Origin of the sequence: Alkalihalophilus lindianensis (genome assembly GCF_032843265.1) — a bacterium.
Taxonomy (GTDB): Bacteria; Bacillota; Bacilli; order Bacillales; family Bacillaceae_D; genus Alkalihalophilus; species Alkalihalophilus lindianensis.
Genome location: NZ_JAWJBA010000004.1, coordinates 79,013 through 97,091 on the forward strand (window position 1 = coordinate 79,013; position 18,079 = coordinate 97,091).

Genomic DNA, 18,079 nt, shown 5'->3' on the forward strand with positions numbered 1-18,079 from the left:
TGTAACCTAAAAGCAATATCCATTTTATTTCAGTAAAAAAAAGTAAGCTCTTGATTTATCAAGAGCTTACTTAATTAATTCTTTTTCTTTTTAGTTTCTGCTTTCTCTTCTTTAAAAAGTTGCTTTTCCTGTTTTAACTTTTCTCTTTCTTGCTTTAACTCATATCGTTCGTATTTAATGCGTTCCTTTTCACTTGCAAGTGTTGGCTTCTCCTGTTTCAAGGACATCATTAACGAAACGATCATAAAGATCATGATCACTGTAAATGGCAATGCAGCAATGATGGCAGCTGTTTGTAAGGCTCCTAATCCTTCTGGAGATGTAAGTAAAACTGCAGCCGTCCCTGAAATAATAAGTCCCCAAACAAATTTTACAGAGTTAGGAGGATTTAAGCTTCCGTTCGTTGTTTGCATGCCTAACACTACAGTTGCAGAGTCTGCAGATGTAATAAAGAATGAAGAAATAAGGAAGACTGCCAAGATCGACATAATGATGCCTAGTGGAAATTGTTCTAGAACAGCAAATAATGCTACTTCCATTCCTGATTCAGTCATCGTTCCCATGATATCTGCAATTCCTTCGCGCTGCATATAGATGCCTGTTCCGCCAAATACACTAAACCATAAAGCACCAAACGTAGCAGGAACAGCTAGTACACCAATAACAAATTCTCTAATGGTACGACCACGTGATACGCGGGCAATAAAAGTACCTACAAATGGTGCCCACGAAATCCACCAAGCCCAATAGAAGATTGTCCATCCTTCAACCCACGTTGTTTCAGGGTTATAAACGTCCAATCTAAAGCTCATTCCAACTAAATTTTGAATATAACTTCCGACACCTTGAGTGAATACACCCATGATATAGCTGGTCGGTCCAAAGAAAAGTACAAATAACATAAGTAAAATGGCTAAGTAAACATTCGCCTTACTCAAAATTCGAATCCCTTTATTAATTCCTGTTTGAGCAGAAATCATAAAGAGAACAGTGACAATTAATATGACAATTAACTGCAATACGACATCGCTCAAAGATCCGATTCCTGGGACTAGGTAAGCAAGTCCAGCTGAGATTTGCGCAGCACCAAATCCAAGAGAGGTAGCCACACCAAAAATAGTTGCAAATACTACAATTACATTAATTATCGTACCAATTTTCCCGTTCACTCGATCTCCTAGTAATGGGTGAAAAACAGCACTCATAATCCCAGGTGAACCTTTTCTAAATTTAAAGTAAGCTAAAGCGAGTGCTACCACAGAATAAATTGCCCATGGGTGTAAGCCCCAGTGAAAGATTGAATAACGCATCGCTTCTCCAGCTGCGGCATTTGATCCTGGTTGAGCACTTGGAGGTTCAAAGAAGTGATACATTGGTTCTGAGACGCCCCAAAAGACTAAACCAATCCCCATACCAGCAGTAAACAAGAAGGAAAACCAAGTTAAATAATTGTATTCAGGCTTTTCATCCGGTTTACCTAGTTTGATTTTTCCGTAGGGGCTAAAAATCAAATAGAGAGAAAAAATTAAGAAACCAGTTGCGGCAAGTAGGTAGAACCAGCCTAATTCATTTGTAATGAACCCTTGGATACTTTGAGTCACAGTTTCTAAGTTTTCCGCAGCAAATACGCCCCACAAAATAAATGCAAGAGCGATAGATACAGAAATAATAAATACAGGCGTAAGCTTTTTCATAAAAAAAACACCTTTCCTATTCATTTTTTTGCTTGTGTCTTTATTCACAAACTCTAACCTAACATAGTTCGATAAAAAATGACAACAGATATGCATATGTGAGCTAATTTGCATGAAGACTATATTCTTTAGCCTAATTTAGCTAATTCGAAACATATTTTTTGACATTTTTTCATTATTCATATTGAAAAGGCTGTTTGAAGATATAATCTGGATAAGACTTTTCTTGGATAGAGAACATTCTCTCATCAGCTGTAATGCTTGCTAACTCTTCGGCTACTTTTTGAAGAGAGATTAATTCATGGGTGATTAAAGACAGTGTCTCCTCGCTCGTATAATTCATTCCCCTTTTTCGTTTTAAATCTTCTATTATTACGTGATGATTTGTAGCCATTTGATGTAGAGGATCTTCAATAATTTGTTTAAATGAATGAACGGCCAGCATCATATTCTCTTTTTCTTCATTAGAGATATGATGATTTAAACGAATGTGACAAAGTTTACCGATATGAAATAAGACTAAATGTAAATAATCAAGTTTCTTTTTTAAAAATCCAAATGACCGACGCTCAAATTCATTGGATTTGCGATATCGCCATTCATCATATTGAAATTGGGTTAATTGATACGTTGATGCTAGTTGGGTATGCAATTGTCGATAAAAATGTGTACGATCTTCATCCTCTTCATGTAATAGGTGACGTACAGCTAAATCTAATGTTTTAGCTGTTTCCCCAAATAAAGTTTCTACTTTGTCTACAAGTATAGGTCCGAATTTCGGAGGCAGAATAACAAAATTGACCAAGGTAGATACTATGATGCCTGTAGAAGTACCTGACATTCTTGTCACAAAGTCGACAACAACATGGTCGGTTGTTCCAGGGATCATAGCTACAGCGGTTAATGTTGCAACAAGTGTTCCTGTATCCAACTTTAACTTTGAACAAGCAATAATCGTCATCATTGCGACTAATGAGTAAGTTAGCGCTGATTGGCCCAATAAGAGATCAAGGACTATAGCAAATACGGCCCCGATTGATGCTGCAGGTAGACGAACCAATCCTTTTTTAAGCGAATCTGCTGCTGTTGGTTCTGTTGTTACAATTGCAGTAATAACAGCAAATGTGGCAGGTAGGTCAAGCCAATGGCAAATGAGAGCTGTAATAAAAACAGCTAATCCAGTTTTCACTACTCTCCTACCGATTATGACTCTTTTACGCATGGAATCCCTCTTTTTACAACTAGACATCATTAGTCGTTAGTATGAATCATGTTGAAAAAAGTTATACACATCTACCAACTTAGGAAAAAGTTTGATATGATTTACAAGGTCTAGTATGAGTGAGGGAGTGTTCGAAAATGAGTAGGGGGATAATGAGTCTAATTGCTGTTATATTAATAGCGGCTTTAATTATGGCTGGATGCAATAATTCAGTTGATACGAACGAACAAGATGCGAATAGTGAAGCTGATCAAACTACGGAACATGATGAATCAAATGATGGTTCTGAATCAAATGAAGAAGTCGAACCAGATCAAGAGGAAGTTGATGAGCAAGTAGAGGTAGATGATCAAATTAATCAAGGGTATAAAATTAATGAATCTAATTGGAAAGTTGAACCTTTAGGTGAAGAAGAAAAGAATGTCGTTCTTCTTACAATTGATGATGCCCCTGATAAGCATGGTGTCGAAATGGCGAAAATTCTCAAGGACCTTGAAGCAGGAGCAATCTTTTTTGTGAATGGTCATTTTATAAATAGTGAGGAGGGACAAGCTCAGCTTAAAGAAATTTATGAAATGGGCTTTGAAATTGGGAATCATACGATGAATCATAAAAATTTAAGAGATCTATCAGAAGAAGATCAATATGCAGAAATTGTTCAATTAAATGACTTGATAGAAGACATAATTGGTGAACGACCACGGTTTTTTAGAGCCCCATTTGGTGCTAATACGGATTACTCTGAGCAGGTAGTAAAAGACGAGGGCATGGTCTTGATGAACTGGACGTATGGGTATGATTGGGAAGCTGATTATATGGAAGCTGCTGCATTGGCCGAAATTATGGTCAACACTCCTTATTTAACAGAGGGAGCTAACCTACTTATGCATGATCGACAATGGACAATGGAGGCTCTTGATGAAATTGTCAATGGCCTAGAAGAAAAGGGCTATAGAATCATTGATCCTAAAGAGATTAAAGGGCTAGAATAAATCCTTTAATGCTTTAAGAACGTCTATTGTTTGTCATTAAGGGAAGAATGATAGACATATTAAAATAAAGATTGAGAGGCAAGGATTGTGAAACGATTTATTTTAGGTATGTTCCTCGTTGGAGCAGTTATGATGACATCAGGTTGCCAGCAAACAACCGAAGAAGATCCCACACAAGATAATTTGGAGGGTCCTCAACTTGAAGAGGATGTGGCGAAACTTCCTATTGAAATTAAAGAAGATGGTGCGAGGTTTAAGGTTGATGATTTGATACAAATTACAGGTGGGGATTACAGTTTTGATGAATTGCACCGGACACTAGAGATCACTGTAGATGAAGATCATTTTTATTTAATCGATGAAGTTCCCGTTTTAGAGAGAAATGGCGAATATCTAGCTACCGATCGTATTTACCTAATCGTGAATGAGGAAGATGAAGTTTATTTACCAACTGCTTTCATTGAAGAAGGCTTGAATACCCCTCTAACATTTTCTGAAGAAGCAGCTAGTTTTTCTTGGTTTGGTCCTACAGAAGCAGTAGGGGGACCACCTGAAGCTTTTAATTTTGAAGAGTGGAATGCTGATCAGATGGTAGCCTATTTAGACTTTCTTGAGAAGCCGATTGCAGGTGCTGAGGTAAGTACGGTCTCTACTCACCTTCCTGGTGCACCTCGAGCTTATCGTAATGGTTTTCATGAAGGAATTGATTGGTATGACTTTTCTTCTGGTGGAAACATAAATACAGATACGCCAATTTATGCTATGGGAGAGGGAATTGTAGTCCGAGCAGATCAAGAGTACGAGGAGTACCCTTCACCAGAAGTGAGAAATCAGGACTTAGCATTAACGGCTGAGTACGGAGAAACACCTGAGTACATTTTTGACCGTTTAAGAGGAAGACAAGTATGGGTGCAGTATCCTAATGGAGTAATGAATCGTTTTGCTCATCTAGATAATATTCCTGAAGATCTAAATGTAGGAGATCGGGTGAATGCTGAAACCATTATCGGATATGTAGGTAACTCCGGTACGAGTGGAGCCGTTAATCAAGACCTATCAGAACTTCATCTTCACCAAGATTTGTTGATTTATGGTGAGCTTTTCTGGAAACCTCTGAGTCAAGAAGAAGTGAGGGAAGTACTTTTAAGAATTTGGGAGTAATAATCGACAAGAGTCGACTGAAGCTTACACCCTATTTAATTGAATAATATGATATTCTATTAATCATAAACTGACTTTTTGATCGGTTTATGATTATTTTTTAGGGGGTCGTGAGCTTGGTTGATAAATCACAACTACTAGATGAGTTACGACTTGCAGTAGGCTCTGTACCTGACTATGCTAGAACATTAACAGATTTCTACAATGGTATTGTACATAAGCTTGTAAGTAACATGAATAACCAGTTTTCTGTTTGTTTATATGAAACGAAGGTCGATCGTTTCATCCAAGTTGCTTTTGCTGGCTTATCACCTTGTGAAGAAGTCATTATAAGCTTTGGAGAGGGTCTTCATAGTATTGCAGCTATTAGAGGGGGAATGGTATTTAAAGTGGAAGGTGAGATGCAATTGATCATCGCTCCCTTTTATTATGGCCATCATCTAATTGGGGTCCTTTCTTTTCAGATCCCTGTTGCAAACTATGAGATCTCAGAAGATGACTTAGTTTTTATTAAAGAAGTAACTCGTTTTATCGAATCAAATTATAAATATTATAAATAGGGAGTTTGCCTTAGGCAGACTCCTTATTTATATAGGTTTTAAATGTAGGACATATTAAAAGGGTAAATAAATAAATGTGACATACAAATTAATGGTTGACGAATCTAATGTGACATATTATTATAAGTGTATAGAAAATAAACCGCTTACAAAAACGCATAAAGGGGATGCTCTAATGGGTACAATCATTTGCCAAAACTGCAATAAGACAATCGAACATTTCGAAGGTGAAAAGGTTACAAAACTTTATGCTCAAGGTCATAACTGTATTCAATGTAAATCTACTCAAAAGCAAAAATAATAGAAAAAGCATGCAGCCTGTACTCATGTCATAAGCTGCATGCTTTTTTTGTTTTTTATTTAATCGCCTGATGTTCCTTTATCACTCTGAATGTTGTAAAGGTTTCATCCTCTGGTCCTTGAACAGGTAAACCAGCCTGAAGGTTCTCTTCAATATAGGATAAATTTTCTTGTGAAATGATCTCTCCAGGAATAAGGATAGGAATACCTGGTGGATAGACCATTATAAATTCAGCAATAATTCTCCCTGCAGATTGGGAGAAGGGAATGACCTCAGTTTCAGCGTAAAAAGCATCCCTTGGTGATAAAGCTAACGTGGGAATATTTGGCACATACACCGCTTTAGGTGAAAGGGTTTCCGCACGCTGATGAGTTTTTGATAGCTGATTCAATGCCTCAACAAGAACCTTCGTTTTTTCTTCTGTATCACCCAAAGAGACAATGCAGAGAATATTGTATAAGTCTGATAGCTCAACTTCGAGGTTATAATGTTCACGTAACCAATTTTCCACTTCATAACCGTTGAGGCTAAGTTCCTTTATAGAAATGATTAGTTTCGTTGGGTCCATGTCATAAGTGGCTTTCGTACCTAGAATTTCATTTCCTACACATGTGATTCCTGGAATTTCATTTAGCTTGGCTCGTGTTTGCTCAGCTAATTTAATGGTTTGGTCAATTAATGTTCGTCCTTCGGTTGCTAACCGTTTTCTTGCTACATCAAGTGATGCTAATAATAAATAAGAAGTAGATGTTGTTGTCAGCATACTAATGATTGATTGAACTCTTTTAGAAGAAACAAGGCCTTCTTTAACATTTAAAATTGAGCTTTGTGTCATTGAACCCCCGAGTTTATGAACACTTGTTGCAGCCATATCCGCACCTGCTTGCATCGCTGATAATGGCAGTTTCTCATGAAAGTGGATATGAACGCCGTGAGCCTCATCAACAAGAACAGGAATACAATAAGAATGAGCCACTTCTACAATTTTCTTTAAATTTGCTGATACACCAAAATAAGTAGGGTTTATAACCAAAAGTCCTTTTGCATCTGGGTGGGCCTCAAGAGCTCTCTCAACAGACTCCGTCGTAATCCCATGAGAGATCCCTAAGTCTGGATCAATTTCAGGATGAATGAAGATAGGTGTTGCTCCTGAGAATATAATCGCGGACATAATCGACTTATGAACATTTCTTGGGACGATAATCTTATCTCCAGGACCACATACAGACATAATCATGGTCATAATCGCACCGCTTGTACCTTGAACTGAGAAAAATGTATAGTCTGCTCCGAATGCTTCAGCTGCAAGTTGCTGTGCTTCCTTTATGATCCCATGTGGATGGTGAAGATCATCCAGTGGAGCTATATTAATAAGGTCTATAGATAAAGCATTTTCTCCTATAAACTCTCGGAATTCAGGGTCCATTCCAGTTCCTTTTTTATGTCCGGGAATATGAAACTGAATCGGGTCTTTTTCTGCGTGATTTTTCACCCCAGTAAAAAGGGGTGTTCTTTCTTGTTGTGACAACAGGTTCACCTCATTTATGTTAATCGTGCCTATCATTTTCTAAAACAAATTTGAGTATACCAAAACTAAGCCCATTCTGCATAGAAACAAATTTTAATCAATTTCATTTTAGGTTATTCGGTGTCACTCTTTAGAACCTATGGTAAAATTAAAAACAAAAGTCAGACTATTCTTTATAATATTGAAGGCGTTTCCAATCTAGTCTGAATAATAACGTAGGAGGAATTTACATGTGGGAAACAAGAATAACAGCACTATTAGGAATTGAATATCCGATTATCCAAGGGGGACTTGCTTATCTTGCTTATTCTGAACTTGCAGCTGCGGTTTCAGAAGCAGGCGGACTAGGGCAGATTACCGCGATGTCACTAGAATCTCCCGACGCATTAAGAAAGGAAATAAAAGCCGTTCGAAAGAAAACGTCTAAGCCCTTCGGTGTTAATTTTGCAATAGGTCAACATGGTCGACCGTTCGAGCATATGCTGCAAGTGGCGATTGATGAAGATGTACCAGTCATATCAATGACAGGTGGGAACCCCACTCCAATTTTTAACATGTTAAAAGGAACCTCGATAAAAACACTAGTGCTCGTGGCTGCTAGAAGACAGGCGGAGAAGGCAGAAGAATTAGGTGCAGATGCAGTTATGGTAGTAGGGCAAGAAGGCGGTGGTCATTTGGGGCGTAGTGATACAGGAACGATGGTCTTAATCCCTCAAGTAGTTGATGCTGTTAAAATACCTGTGATTGCATCTGGTGGGATCGGGGACGGTCGTGGTATGATGGCTGCATTGGCTCTTGGAGCAGAGGGAATTGAAATGGGGACTAGGTTTATCGCAACGAAGGAATGTGTGCATGCAAGCTCCCTATATAAAGACCAACTTGTTCATGCATCTGAAGAAGATACAGTAGTGATTAAGCGCTCGATCGGAGCACCTGCAAGAGCACTAAGAAATAGATGGACGGATAAAATTTTAGAAATTGAGCAAAAGACTCCTACATATGAAGCACTAAAGTCGTATATTAGTGGTGAAGCCAACAAAGCCTATATATATGATGGTAAGGAAGAAGAAGGTTTTGGATGGGCAGGACAGGTGATGGGCCGTATTCAAGATGTTCCGTCTGTGCAAGAATTAATGGATCGAATGATTAATGAAGGAATGCAAATCAGAAGTCGCTGGAAATGATGTTTCTAAAGTGAGAGATAGAGAAAGAAGGTAAATAATATGGAAATGAATATGCCGATCTCCCTAGATTGGTCAACAGAAGAAGTGATTGACGTAGTAGAATTTTTTCAAGCAATTGAAAAGGCCTATCAAAAGGGTATAGGGCGTGAGGAAATATTAAGTAAGTATCGTCGCTTTAAAGAAATTGTCCCTTCAAAAAGTGAAGAGAAACAAGTGTTTAAAGAATTTGAACAGCAGGCAAATGTATCTTGTTATCACACGGTTAAACAAGCTAGAGAACAAGAAGAAAAATCGATTGTGAAAATGAAATGAATTAAAAGGCTGACCGTCTAAAGAAGTGGTCAGCCTTTTATTTTTTAAGAAGGAACCGATGCATGTTGTGCTTCTTTATAAAGCGGAAGAAGAGATTGGTAAGTTTGCTCAATTCGTTTAACAAGAGCTTCTCCATCTTCTAAAATAGGATCATTTCGATCGATATGAATCCCGCAAAGCAACTCGGCCTTTTTTACATCACGTAATCTCTCGAGCATAGATGTGAACTCTTCCACGGAAAGGCCACTTTGTTTAATGGCATCTGGTTTCATATGATCAATCGACCATACAAAATCTTCAGGTAAATCCTTCATCCATTTTTTTGGATTTTTTAATAAATTCTCAGCGAACTCACCTTTAGCAGGTGCTTCATAAATCATAGCAAACCAAACAAATAAATGAGTTTCAAATAATCCTACTTGAAAATGTGGTAATTTTTTATAGCCACGCTTATTTGCAGCAAATGCAACCCATGTATCATTGGGCGGGTTCACTTTTCTTCTTGCATGCTTAGCCACATGAGTAAATATTTCGTCACCTGTTATAGAAGATAGGGTTGGAGAGAGTTCTTCACCTAGGGCTTCAAATTTTGGGCGTATAAGCTGCTTTAAAGCATCCATTCGCGGTTCTAAGCCTTCTATTTTGAATACGTCAAAATCTTTTTGAGTGAAACCTTCAACAGTCATTTTTTTCAGCCTCCTGAGTTTCTTGTGTTCTAATATTACCATAACAAACATAGATAATCATAAGACAAGCCCTAATGAGCAGTAAGAAAATTCATAAAATAATAAAACATTAGTTGCATTTTATCTTGTCTTAACATATGCTATAATACAAATAACTAAATTTTCAGTAAATTTAGTGGGATCTCTTTCGAACTTATCCTATCTGCTAAACTCTAATCAAAAAGGGGTGTTGGGCAATGAAGCAAGTAATTCAAGAGATTAAATGTATGGATGTAGAGAAGAGAATGCCAGTCCTTAGGCTAGAGATTGATTATGAGCTAATGACACTACATGATGCCATGTTAAAAGAAGATTTGATTAAGATAAATGATGCTAAGAGAGAGCTTGAATCCTTAAGAAAAGAATTTTTACAGCTCCAAAATAGAAAAATATTAAATTAAATAAAGTATGCATATTGAAAAGAAACGGAGGTGATCTTCGTTTCTTTTTCTATTTCTGCCAAATTAGAATCAACTACTGTTTGAGAAACGCTTCTCCGTTTTCATTCATAAGAAGTTGTGTCATAATGGAAGTAGATTAAATAGAAGTAGTGAAGTCAAAGGGGGCAGCATCATGTCAGTAGATTGGTTAGAACTTGAGAAAGTTGCTACAAATTGGGTATATGAAGCAGGTCATAAAATCAAAAAGACATTGGCTGGCCCGATCGATATTGAATCTAAATCAAACCCTGATGACCTTGTGACAGAAGTGGATCGGGCGATTGAAGCTTTTTTCTATGAAAAAATTCAAGAAGCTTTTCCTGAACACTATTTTTTAGGTGAAGAGGGGATTTCGGATGAGGAACCATCTTTAGATGGAACGGTTTGGATTATTGATCCGATTGATGGAACGATGAATTTTATTCATCAAAAACAAAATTTTGCAATCTCTGTAGCGATTTATCACAACAAAGTAGGTATGATAGGTTTAATTTATGACGTTATGCGTGATGAATTATTTCATGCTCATAGAGGAAAGGGTGCTTTTCTTAATGGGGCAGAACTTCCACCAGTAAAAGAACGTCCCTTACATGAATCCGTTATTGGATTAAATGCAAGATGGGTAGTGGAGGAGACGAATCCATATCGCAACCCACTTAAAGCATTGGTTCGAGATGTAAGAAGTATCCGCTCTTATGGATCAGCTGCACTAGAAATGGCTTATGTCGCTTCGGATCGTCTGGATGGCTATTTAAGCGTTCAGTTATCTCCATGGGATTACGCTGCTGGAATGATCATATTAAATGAAGTCGGCTGTGTCGCATCTAATTTTCAAGGTGATCCGTTATCATTAACAGATTCAGGTACTCTTTTTGCATCAAAACCGCACTTACATAAAGAAATTATCTCCATTTATATTGGAGAAGAATATTAATAAAAAAAACAAGCTTGAGAAGCATTCCTTCTCAAGCTTGTTTTATTTCACTAATCTATCAATTATTCACTGACTTCATTTATTTTTTTACGCAAAGAAATTCCTAAAAATAGTGCAATAACAATTCCGACTACAGAAAGTAATGCAATAATAATACTTCGCTCAGCAACAGCTACACCGATACTCATAATACATATGACAGTAATAATTGCTAATAATAAAAACAGTACATTCTCCTTTTTCATACATATCCCCCTAAGATTGAATCACTATCTATAAGTGTAACGTGAAATGAGAGAAAGAAAAACCCTGACATTGTGACAAATACGTTAAAGATAAAGCATCCTTTAGAATCCAGTTGCCTTTTATAAGACAATTTGTGCTATACTTAGACAGTTAATCAACAAATAAGGAGAGAATTTAATGACACATCGTAATGATATACGTAATATCGCAATCATCGCCCACGTTGACCACGGTAAAACAACATTGGTTGACGAACTTTTAAAACAATCGGGTACATTCCGTGAAAATGAGCAAGTTGAAGAAAGAGCAATGGACTCTAATGCATTAGAAAAAGAGCGTGGAATTACCATCCTTGCTAAAAATACAGCAATTAACTATGAAGATAAACGAATTAATATTATGGATACACCAGGTCACGCTGACTTTGGTGGTGAAGTAGAGCGCATTATGAAAATGGTAGACGGTGTTCTACTCGTTGTTGATGCATATGAAGGATGTATGCCTCAAACACGTTTCGTATTAAAAAAAGCGCTTGAACAAAAATTAACGCCAGTAGTTGTTGTTAATAAAATTGACCGTGATTTTGCTCGTCCGAATGAAGTAGTAGACGAAGTAGTTGATTTATTTATTGACCTTGGAGCAGACGAAGACCAATTAGACTTCCCCGTTGTATTTGCTTCAGCAATAAATGGAACAGCTAGTATGAACGCTGAAAAGCAAGATGATAACATGACATGTTTATTAGAGACAATTATCAAAGAAATTCCAGCTCCAATTGATAATAGTGAGGAGCCTCTTCAATTCCAAGTAACAATGCTTGATTACAATGACTATTTAGGTCGTATTGGTATTGGACGTGTCTTCCGTGGAACGATTAAGGTAGGCCAACAGGTTTCTCTAATGAAAATTGATGGTTCTGTTAAGCAATACCGCGTTACGAAATTATTTGGTTTCCTAGGTTTAAAACGTACGGAAATTGAAGAAGCAAAAGCGGGCGATTTGATTGCTGTTTCAGGTATGGAGGAAATTAACGTTGGTGAAACAGTCTGTCCTGTTGACCATCAAGAAGCTCTTCCGATCCTTCGTATTGATGAGCCCACTCTTCAAATGACATTCCTTGTTAACAACAGCCCATTTGCAGGTCGTGAAGGGAAATTTGTGACAAGTAGAAAAATCGAAGAGCGTCTTCGTTCAGAGCTTGAAACGGATGTTAGTTTAAGAGTTGAAGACACAGGTTCACCTGATGTTTGGGTCGTTTCCGGACGTGGGGAATTACACTTATCGATTCTAATTGAAAACATGCGTCGAGAAGGGTATGAGCTTCAGGTATCGAAACCAGAAGTTATTATCCGTGATATTGATGGCGTGAAATGTGAGCCGGTAGAAAGAGTTCAAATTGATGTTCCTGAAGAATATACAGGTGCTGTAATGGAATCGTTAGGTGAGCGTAAGGGTGAAATGGTCAATATGACAAACACAGGTAGTGGACAAGTTCGTCTAGAATTTATGGTTCCTGCACGTGGATTAATTGGTTACACAACTGAATTCCTTTCTCAAACTCGTGGATATGGTATCATCAACCATTCATTTGATAGCTATCAACCAATGGCTGCAGGTCAAGTTGGGGGACGTCGTCAAGGTGTTCTTGTTTCTATGGAGACTGGAAAAGCGAGTCAATATGGTATTATGCAAGTTGAAGACCGTGGTACAATCTTTGTTGAGCCAGGTACTGAAATTTACGAAGGCATGATTGTTGGGGAACATACACGTGATAATGACCTTGTGGTAAATATTACGAAGATGAAACAACAAACCAACGTTCGTTCTGCTAATAAGGATAATACTGTTACAATGAAGAGACCTCGTATTATGACTCTTGAAGAAGCGCTTGAGTACTTGAACGAGGATGAATATTGTGAGTTAACACCTGAATCAATCCGTTTACGTAAAAAAATCTTAATTAAGACTGAACGTGAACGTAATGAGAAACGTAATAAACTAGCTGCTAAGCAATAATAGGTAAGAAAGGTTGGGAGATCCTTGGACAACCAACAGTTACAAGAGGCGAACTTAGAAGGCTATTCTTGGCTGATGCAAGCAACTGCTGAGAATCCATGGTATGGCCTACTAGCCTATTTAGCCATCGTTATTTTGGCTATATTGGTTTTTAATCTTGGCTTTGCAAGAGAGCTACCGATCTTAAAGAGGGTAGTTGTCTACATTATGTTAATTATCGGTTGCTTTGTTTTATGGCTGATGGAATTTGCCTTTGGTGCGCCGATTATTGTTATTCTTCTCATTTCAGCACTTGTGCTAGGTATATATCGTTATCGGTTATACCGACACCGTGAAGAGAAAAAAGAAGCATAAGACAGCAGGAAAGCGAGTGGTTTATAACCACTCGCTTTCTTTTTCGGTCTTATACGTTAAAGTGAAATTGCCGCTAGCTTGTCTCTCTAACGTCCGTTCCCTAATTCGCTCATCACATTCATTGCACATATACGTATGGATGGGTCGATTGCGTAATCGTTTCGCTAATGGGAGTTGGTCGTCTATTTTGTCAATTTTATCACAGAGTACACATTTCACTCTCATGACTCTACCACTCCGTTTCTATCAATCCTATAATAATCATTCTTATTTCATTGTAAAGGGAGCTGTGAAAAAAAGAAAGTTTTAAAAATGGTTTAATGTAGGTATAGTATACTAATAAGGTATAATTGAACTAATGGGGGGATGAAGATGGCCAATCAAGTAGAACATGAATTAACGACTGAACTATTACCTCTTTTGCAAAAAGAAAGATACGTAACGCTTGCGACGGTTGATTTTGAAAAGAAATCACCTAATGTTAATGCAATCTCTTGGGTATATGCCCCTTCGACTAAAGCGATTCGGTTTGCAATCGATAAACGGTCTCGTATCATTACAAATATTAAAGAAGAGCCTGGTGTTGTTTTGACGATTATTGCGAATGGATCCACTTATTCAGTGTCAGGTAAAGCTACTATTGCAGCAGAGAAGATAGAATCTGTTCCGTTGAAATTGTCATTAATTGAAGTAGAGGTAGAAGAGGTCCGTGATGTGATGTTTTATGGGGCAAAAATTGTTCAAAATCCAGAGTATGATAAAACATATGATGCCGATGCTGCTACAAAGCTTGATCGTCAAGTAATGGAGGCCCTAAAAGCATTTGAATCTTAAAGGAAAACGACTTACGCATTAGCGTGAGTCGTTTTTTGTTTAATTGATGAATTGCATTCTCTTAAAACTTTATTCACTTCTAGATTCCTCGTCTAACTTTTGGGACTAAGACATATAGTGATAATGAGAAAGAGTAAAACAAATTGAGTACATTATCATGGTAATGAGCATAAATTAGTAACAAGCAGCGCAACGATACTTGAGTCAGGAGGCGGAATGTTGAATAAAATCTACGTTTTAGATACAAACGTACTACTACAGGACCCTCACTCCATTTTCTCCTTTAAAGAAAATGAAGTGGTAATTCCAGCCGTTGTTTTAGAAGAAGTTGATTCCAAAAAAAGATACATGGATGAAGTGGGTAGGAATGCACGTCATTTCTCGAAACTTATAGATAAGTTGAGAACAAAAGGGAAATTGCATGAGGGGGTGCCACTAGATGAAGGAGGGAAATTGCGTGTTGAGTTGAATCATCGCTCTTTTCAACGGTTAAAAGATTCCTTTGCAGAAATGTCGAACGACAACCGTATCATTGCTGTAGCGCTTAACTTAATGCTTGAAGAACACGAACGGGAAAATGGAAAACAAGTCATTATGGTAAGCAAAGATGCTCTTGTTCGGGTGAAAGCTGATGCACTCGGGTTACCAGCGGAGGATTTTTTAAGTGATCGAGTAATTGAATTCGATTCAGTGTACCCTGGGTATGTGGAAATATATGTCGATCAAGATGTAATGAAGCGTTTTTATTCACAAGGGGAGCTAGCGATCTCAGAATTGACCAAGCATCCTTTTTACCCTCATCAATTTATCATCATGAAAGATGCACTTGGTAGCTCAAGTTCGGCTATTGGTAAAGTAGAACCTGATGGAAAAAAGGTAAAGCCATTTGTAAGTGATCCTGATCAAGTATGGGGGATTAAGCCTCGGAATGTTCAACAAAAAATGGCGTTTGAACTTCTTTTAAGAGATGATATAAGCCTTATTACGATGGTTGGGAAAGCGGGGACTGGTAAAACGTTACTCTCTCTTGCAGCTGGCTTAATGCAAACTGAGGATATGGGTAAATTTAAAAAACTAGTCGTTGCTAGACCCGTGGTACCTCTTGGAAAGGACTTAGGTTATTTACCTGGAGAAAAAGAAGAGAAGTTAAGACCATGGATGCAGCCGATCTATGACAATTTAGAATTTCTATTCAACACGAAAAAGCCGGGTGAGATTGATCAAATCTTAGCAGGGATGGGATCGATTCAAGTTGAGGCATTAACGTACATTAGAGGAAGAAGTATACCAGATCAATTTATTATTATTGATGAAGCGCAAAATTTAACAAAGCATGAAGTGAAAACGATCTTAACGCGAGTTGGAGAACGAAGTAAAATTGTGTTAATGGGTGACCCACAACAAATTGATCATCCATATTTAGATGAGTATAATAATGGATTGACCTATGTTGTTGAAAAGTTCAAGGAGCAAACAGTAAGTGGGCATGTGAAGCTTGTTAAAGGGGAAAGATCTGGTTTGGCTCAGTTAGCAGCCGACCTTTTATAAAGAAAAAGAATTGACCTCGTTTATCCTCTTAGATAAGCGAGGTCATCGTTCCTTATTTTAACGTTAATTTTTTTACGTGAGTAATGGGAGAAGCTTGATTTGAGCCGTCACCAAAATACAAGTGAATAGGTCCAGTTTCTTTTAAGGGTCTGCCTTCTTGCGAGAATCCTACAATCATTTCCACTGCTTCTTCATATGTAATTGTCAATTCTTCACCATTTAATTGTTCAATAATAACCTCACTTACTTCTTCTTTCGGTTTTACATTTTTTATAAACGGAGCCAGGGGCATCCCAAAGGACCCGGTTGTTAACTCTTTTTTATTGTAGTTAATTTTATTATCATTTGAATCCGGTCTTGGAGGTGTTGAACCTTCAATAATTTCTTTGTCCCACTGTTCAGATATCGCCTTAGTATAAGCTTCATCTTGATCTTCAAACGTTCTTTCTTCGCTAAAATATGTAGTTAGATCAACTTTACGTTCATCAAAAATCCATACGCTTGGATCAATCGTTAAAGGGTGATCAACCTTCCCCTCAATAAAAAACACAAATTCCTCCATCTCTTACATCCTCCATTCTTTTTCTGATCATCTTCTCAAGTATAAAGCGTTACCATGTTTTTGTCACATTTGGTTATAATAATAGAAAATAACCTATTGGAGGGTGTTCTGTGGTCTGTCAATATGGTGAACAATTAGAAAAGCTTGTAAAAGAAGTACAACCATTCACAGCAAATGGGAAAGTGGCAGATTATATTCCTGCATTAGCGAAGGCCAATCAAGATACTTTAGCTGTTTCGATTTATGATGGAAATTCAACTTGTTTCTCTGCAGGACATTCTTCTGAAATGTTCACCCTACAAAGCATCTCAAAAGTCTTAACATTGGCTTTAGCATTAATGGATCATGGAGAAGAAATCGTATTTGATAAGGTGGGTATGGAGCCAACAGGGGACCCTTATAATTCAATTGCAAAGCTAGAATCACTTGTCGCTAAACCACTTAACCCGATGATTAATGCTGGAGCATTGGCAGTTAGTCATCTAATTGAAGGGGAGTCGACGGACGAAAGGTTAGAGAGGCTTCTTCAACTGATCAGAGATATGTGTGGCAGGCCTAGTGTTACTTATAATCGCGAGGTTGCTCAATCCGAATTTAATACTGCTCACTTAAATCGTTCACTTGCTTTTTTTATGAAGCAGTACAGAATTATTAATGAAGATGTTGATCAACTACTTGATTTTTATACTAAACAGTGTGCAATCGAAGTAAACTGCGATGATCTAGCAAGGATTGGTTATGTGCTTGCAAATAAAGGGAGAAATGAAGAAGGGGTCGAGATTGTTCCCTTTGAAATTGCGAGACTTGTTAAGACATTTATGGTGACATGTGGAATGTATAATTCTTCTGGTGAATTTGCCATTCGGGTAGGGATCCCTGCTAAAAGTGGAGTTTCTGGAGGGATTGTTGGAGCAGTACCTAATGAGATAGGGATAGGTATTTATGGTCCAGCTCTTGATGAAAAAGGCAATAGTGTGGCAGGAATGAAGTTGCTCGAAGCGATATCTAGTTATTATGATTTAAGTATTTTCTAGTGATAGTGAAAATCATTTGCACTTAAATTGTTAATTGAGATTTAAAATCATTGCATTTTCTTGGTTTAAAAGATACTATTAATGCAAGGATATTAATATGTAAGGAGGGGACAGCGTGTCTCAAGACATGGTGAGTGAACATAAAGAAAGAGCGTATGCCCTTCTAAAATCCGATGCGGAAAAAATCCAACAGCTTATTGAAGTGCAAATGGAAAATTTAACGATGCCACAGTGTCCTCTTTATGAAGAGGTTTTAGATACACAGATGTTTGGTTTGTCTAGAGAAATTGACTTTGCCATTCGCCTTGAGCTTGTTCGGGAAGATGAAGGAAAGCAACTACTTAATGAACTTGAAAGAAAGCTAGCTGCTCTTCATGAAGCATCATTACGTAAATAAGAAAAGGTCAAGCTATCCAAAAGGGGCTTGGCTTT

Annotated in this window: 21 protein-coding genes; 14 read left to right on the forward strand and 7 right to left on the reverse strand. The window is 37.6% G+C overall.

The annotated features are described in order from the left end of the window. Window positions 1-74 precede the first annotated feature (74 nt). Window positions 75-1,694: a glycine betaine uptake BCCT transporter gene (locus tag RYX56_RS12960; protein ID WP_317122470.1), complete on the reverse strand. Its 1,620-nt coding sequence runs from the start codon at window positions 1,692-1,694 to the stop codon at window positions 75-77. Window positions 1,695-1,869: 175 nt separating this feature from the next. Beyond that, complete coding sequence (locus RYX56_RS12965; protein WP_317122471.1) at window positions 1,870-2,916, reverse strand: FUSC family protein; 1,047 nt, start codon at window positions 2,914-2,916, stop codon at window positions 1,870-1,872. 137 nt (window positions 2,917-3,053) lie between these two features. Here RYX56_RS12965 and RYX56_RS12970 point away from each other — a divergent pair, with 137 nt between their 5' ends. From RYX56_RS12970 to RYX56_RS12985, 4 genes are all read left to right on the forward strand, one after another. Further along, entirely contained in the window at window positions 3,054-3,908 is an 855-nt protein-coding gene (locus RYX56_RS12970; protein WP_317122472.1) for a polysaccharide deacetylase family protein, read from the forward strand. 87 nt (window positions 3,909-3,995) lie between these two features. Further along, window positions 3,996-5,069 carry a M23 family metallopeptidase gene (locus tag RYX56_RS12975; protein ID WP_317122473.1) on the forward strand — a complete coding sequence of 358 codons (1,074 nt, stop codon included), beginning with the start codon at window positions 3,996-3,998 and terminating at the stop codon, window positions 5,067-5,069. Window positions 5,070-5,185: 116 nt separating this feature from the next. Then, window positions 5,186-5,629: a hypothetical protein gene (locus tag RYX56_RS12980; protein WP_317122474.1), complete on the forward strand. Its 444-nt coding sequence runs from the start codon at window positions 5,186-5,188 to the stop codon at window positions 5,627-5,629. Window positions 5,630-5,804: 175 nt separating this feature from the next. Next, window positions 5,805-5,930, forward strand: a complete 126-nt coding sequence (locus RYX56_RS12985) for a GapA-binding peptide SR1P (protein WP_317122475.1) — start codon at window positions 5,805-5,807, stop codon at window positions 5,928-5,930. A gap of 55 nt (window positions 5,931-5,985) precedes the next feature. On the opposite strand, the gene RYX56_RS12990 is transcribed toward RYX56_RS12985, so the two are convergent. Beyond that, window positions 5,986-7,458, reverse strand: a complete 1,473-nt coding sequence (locus RYX56_RS12990; RefSeq protein ID WP_317122476.1) for an aminotransferase class I/II-fold pyridoxal phosphate-dependent enzyme — start codon at window positions 7,456-7,458, stop codon at window positions 5,986-5,988. 230 nt (window positions 7,459-7,688) lie between these two features. Here RYX56_RS12990 and RYX56_RS12995 point away from each other — a divergent pair, with 230 nt between their 5' ends. Both RYX56_RS12995 and RYX56_RS13000 read left to right on the forward strand, forming a co-directional pair. Next, on the forward strand, window positions 7,689-8,642 hold the full coding sequence (locus RYX56_RS12995; RefSeq protein ID WP_317122477.1) for an NAD(P)H-dependent flavin oxidoreductase: 954 nt from the start codon (window positions 7,689-7,691) through the stop codon (window positions 8,640-8,642). Between the two features lie 39 nt (window positions 8,643-8,681). Then, window positions 8,682-8,954, forward strand: a complete 273-nt coding sequence (locus tag RYX56_RS13000; protein WP_317122478.1) for a UPF0223 family protein — start codon at window positions 8,682-8,684, stop codon at window positions 8,952-8,954. 44 nt (window positions 8,955-8,998) lie between these two features. Here RYX56_RS13000 and RYX56_RS13005 read toward each other — a convergent pair whose 3' ends face one another. Beyond that, entirely contained in the window at window positions 8,999-9,640 is a 642-nt protein-coding gene (locus RYX56_RS13005; protein WP_317122479.1) for a YktB family protein, read from the reverse strand. A gap of 236 nt (window positions 9,641-9,876) precedes the next feature. On the opposite strand from RYX56_RS13005, the gene RYX56_RS13010 reads away from it, so the two are divergent. After that, window positions 9,877-10,080: a YkzI domain-containing protein gene (locus RYX56_RS13010; protein WP_317122480.1), complete on the forward strand. Its 204-nt coding sequence runs from the start codon at window positions 9,877-9,879 to the stop codon at window positions 10,078-10,080. Window positions 10,081-10,252: 172 nt separating this feature from the next. Beyond that, window positions 10,253-11,053, forward strand: a complete 801-nt coding sequence (locus tag RYX56_RS13015; RefSeq protein ID WP_317122481.1) for an inositol monophosphatase family protein — start codon at window positions 10,253-10,255, stop codon at window positions 11,051-11,053. 62 nt (window positions 11,054-11,115) lie between these two features. Here the strand turns inward: RYX56_RS13015 and RYX56_RS13020 are convergent, their stop codons facing one another. Beyond that, the gene (locus RYX56_RS13020) at window positions 11,116-11,298 is read right to left on the reverse strand and encodes a DUF5325 family protein (RefSeq protein ID WP_317122482.1); all 183 of its coding nucleotides are present in this window, start codon (window positions 11,296-11,298) and stop codon (window positions 11,116-11,118) included. 178 nt (window positions 11,299-11,476) lie between these two features. Here RYX56_RS13020 and typA point away from each other — a divergent pair, with 178 nt between their 5' ends. Then, a complete protein-coding gene (typA, locus tag RYX56_RS13025) occupies window positions 11,477-13,315 on the forward strand; it encodes a translational GTPase TypA (RefSeq protein ID WP_317122483.1) in 1,839 nt (612 codons plus the stop codon). 24 nt (window positions 13,316-13,339) lie between these two features. Beyond that, a complete protein-coding gene (locus RYX56_RS13030) occupies window positions 13,340-13,669 on the forward strand; it encodes a YlaH-like family protein (protein WP_317122484.1) in 330 nt (109 codons plus the stop codon). 21 nt (window positions 13,670-13,690) lie between these two features. On the opposite strand, the gene RYX56_RS13035 is transcribed toward RYX56_RS13030, so the two are convergent. After that, window positions 13,691-13,894 (reverse strand): YlaI family protein, encoded by a 204-nt coding sequence (locus tag RYX56_RS13035; RefSeq protein WP_012959545.1) that lies wholly within the window; start codon window positions 13,892-13,894, stop codon window positions 13,691-13,693. A 147-nt stretch (window positions 13,895-14,041) separates the two neighbouring features. Here RYX56_RS13035 and RYX56_RS13040 point away from each other — a divergent pair, with 147 nt between their 5' ends. Both RYX56_RS13040 and RYX56_RS13045 read left to right on the forward strand, forming a co-directional pair. Next, window positions 14,042-14,503: a pyridoxamine 5'-phosphate oxidase family protein gene (locus tag RYX56_RS13040; protein ID WP_317122485.1), complete on the forward strand. Its 462-nt coding sequence runs from the start codon at window positions 14,042-14,044 to the stop codon at window positions 14,501-14,503. A gap of 219 nt (window positions 14,504-14,722) precedes the next feature. Beyond that, window positions 14,723-16,051, forward strand: coding sequence for a PhoH family protein (locus RYX56_RS13045; RefSeq protein ID WP_317122831.1), 1,329 nt, complete (start codon window positions 14,723-14,725; stop codon window positions 16,049-16,051). 52 nt (window positions 16,052-16,103) lie between these two features. Here RYX56_RS13045 and RYX56_RS13050 read toward each other — a convergent pair whose 3' ends face one another. Next, a complete protein-coding gene (locus RYX56_RS13050; RefSeq protein ID WP_317122486.1) occupies window positions 16,104-16,613 on the reverse strand; it encodes a peptidyl-prolyl cis-trans isomerase in 510 nt (169 codons plus the stop codon). Window positions 16,614-16,723: 110 nt separating this feature from the next. On the opposite strand from RYX56_RS13050, the gene glsA reads away from it, so the two are divergent. Beyond that, window positions 16,724-17,647, forward strand: a complete 924-nt coding sequence (gene glsA, locus RYX56_RS13055; protein WP_317122487.1) for a glutaminase A — start codon at window positions 16,724-16,726, stop codon at window positions 17,645-17,647. Window positions 17,648-17,774: 127 nt separating this feature from the next. Then, on the forward strand, window positions 17,775-18,044 hold the full coding sequence (locus RYX56_RS13060; RefSeq protein WP_439108496.1) for an Fpa/YlaN family protein: 270 nt from the start codon (window positions 17,775-17,777) through the stop codon (window positions 18,042-18,044). The last annotated feature ends 35 nt before the right edge of the window (window positions 18,045-18,079 follow it).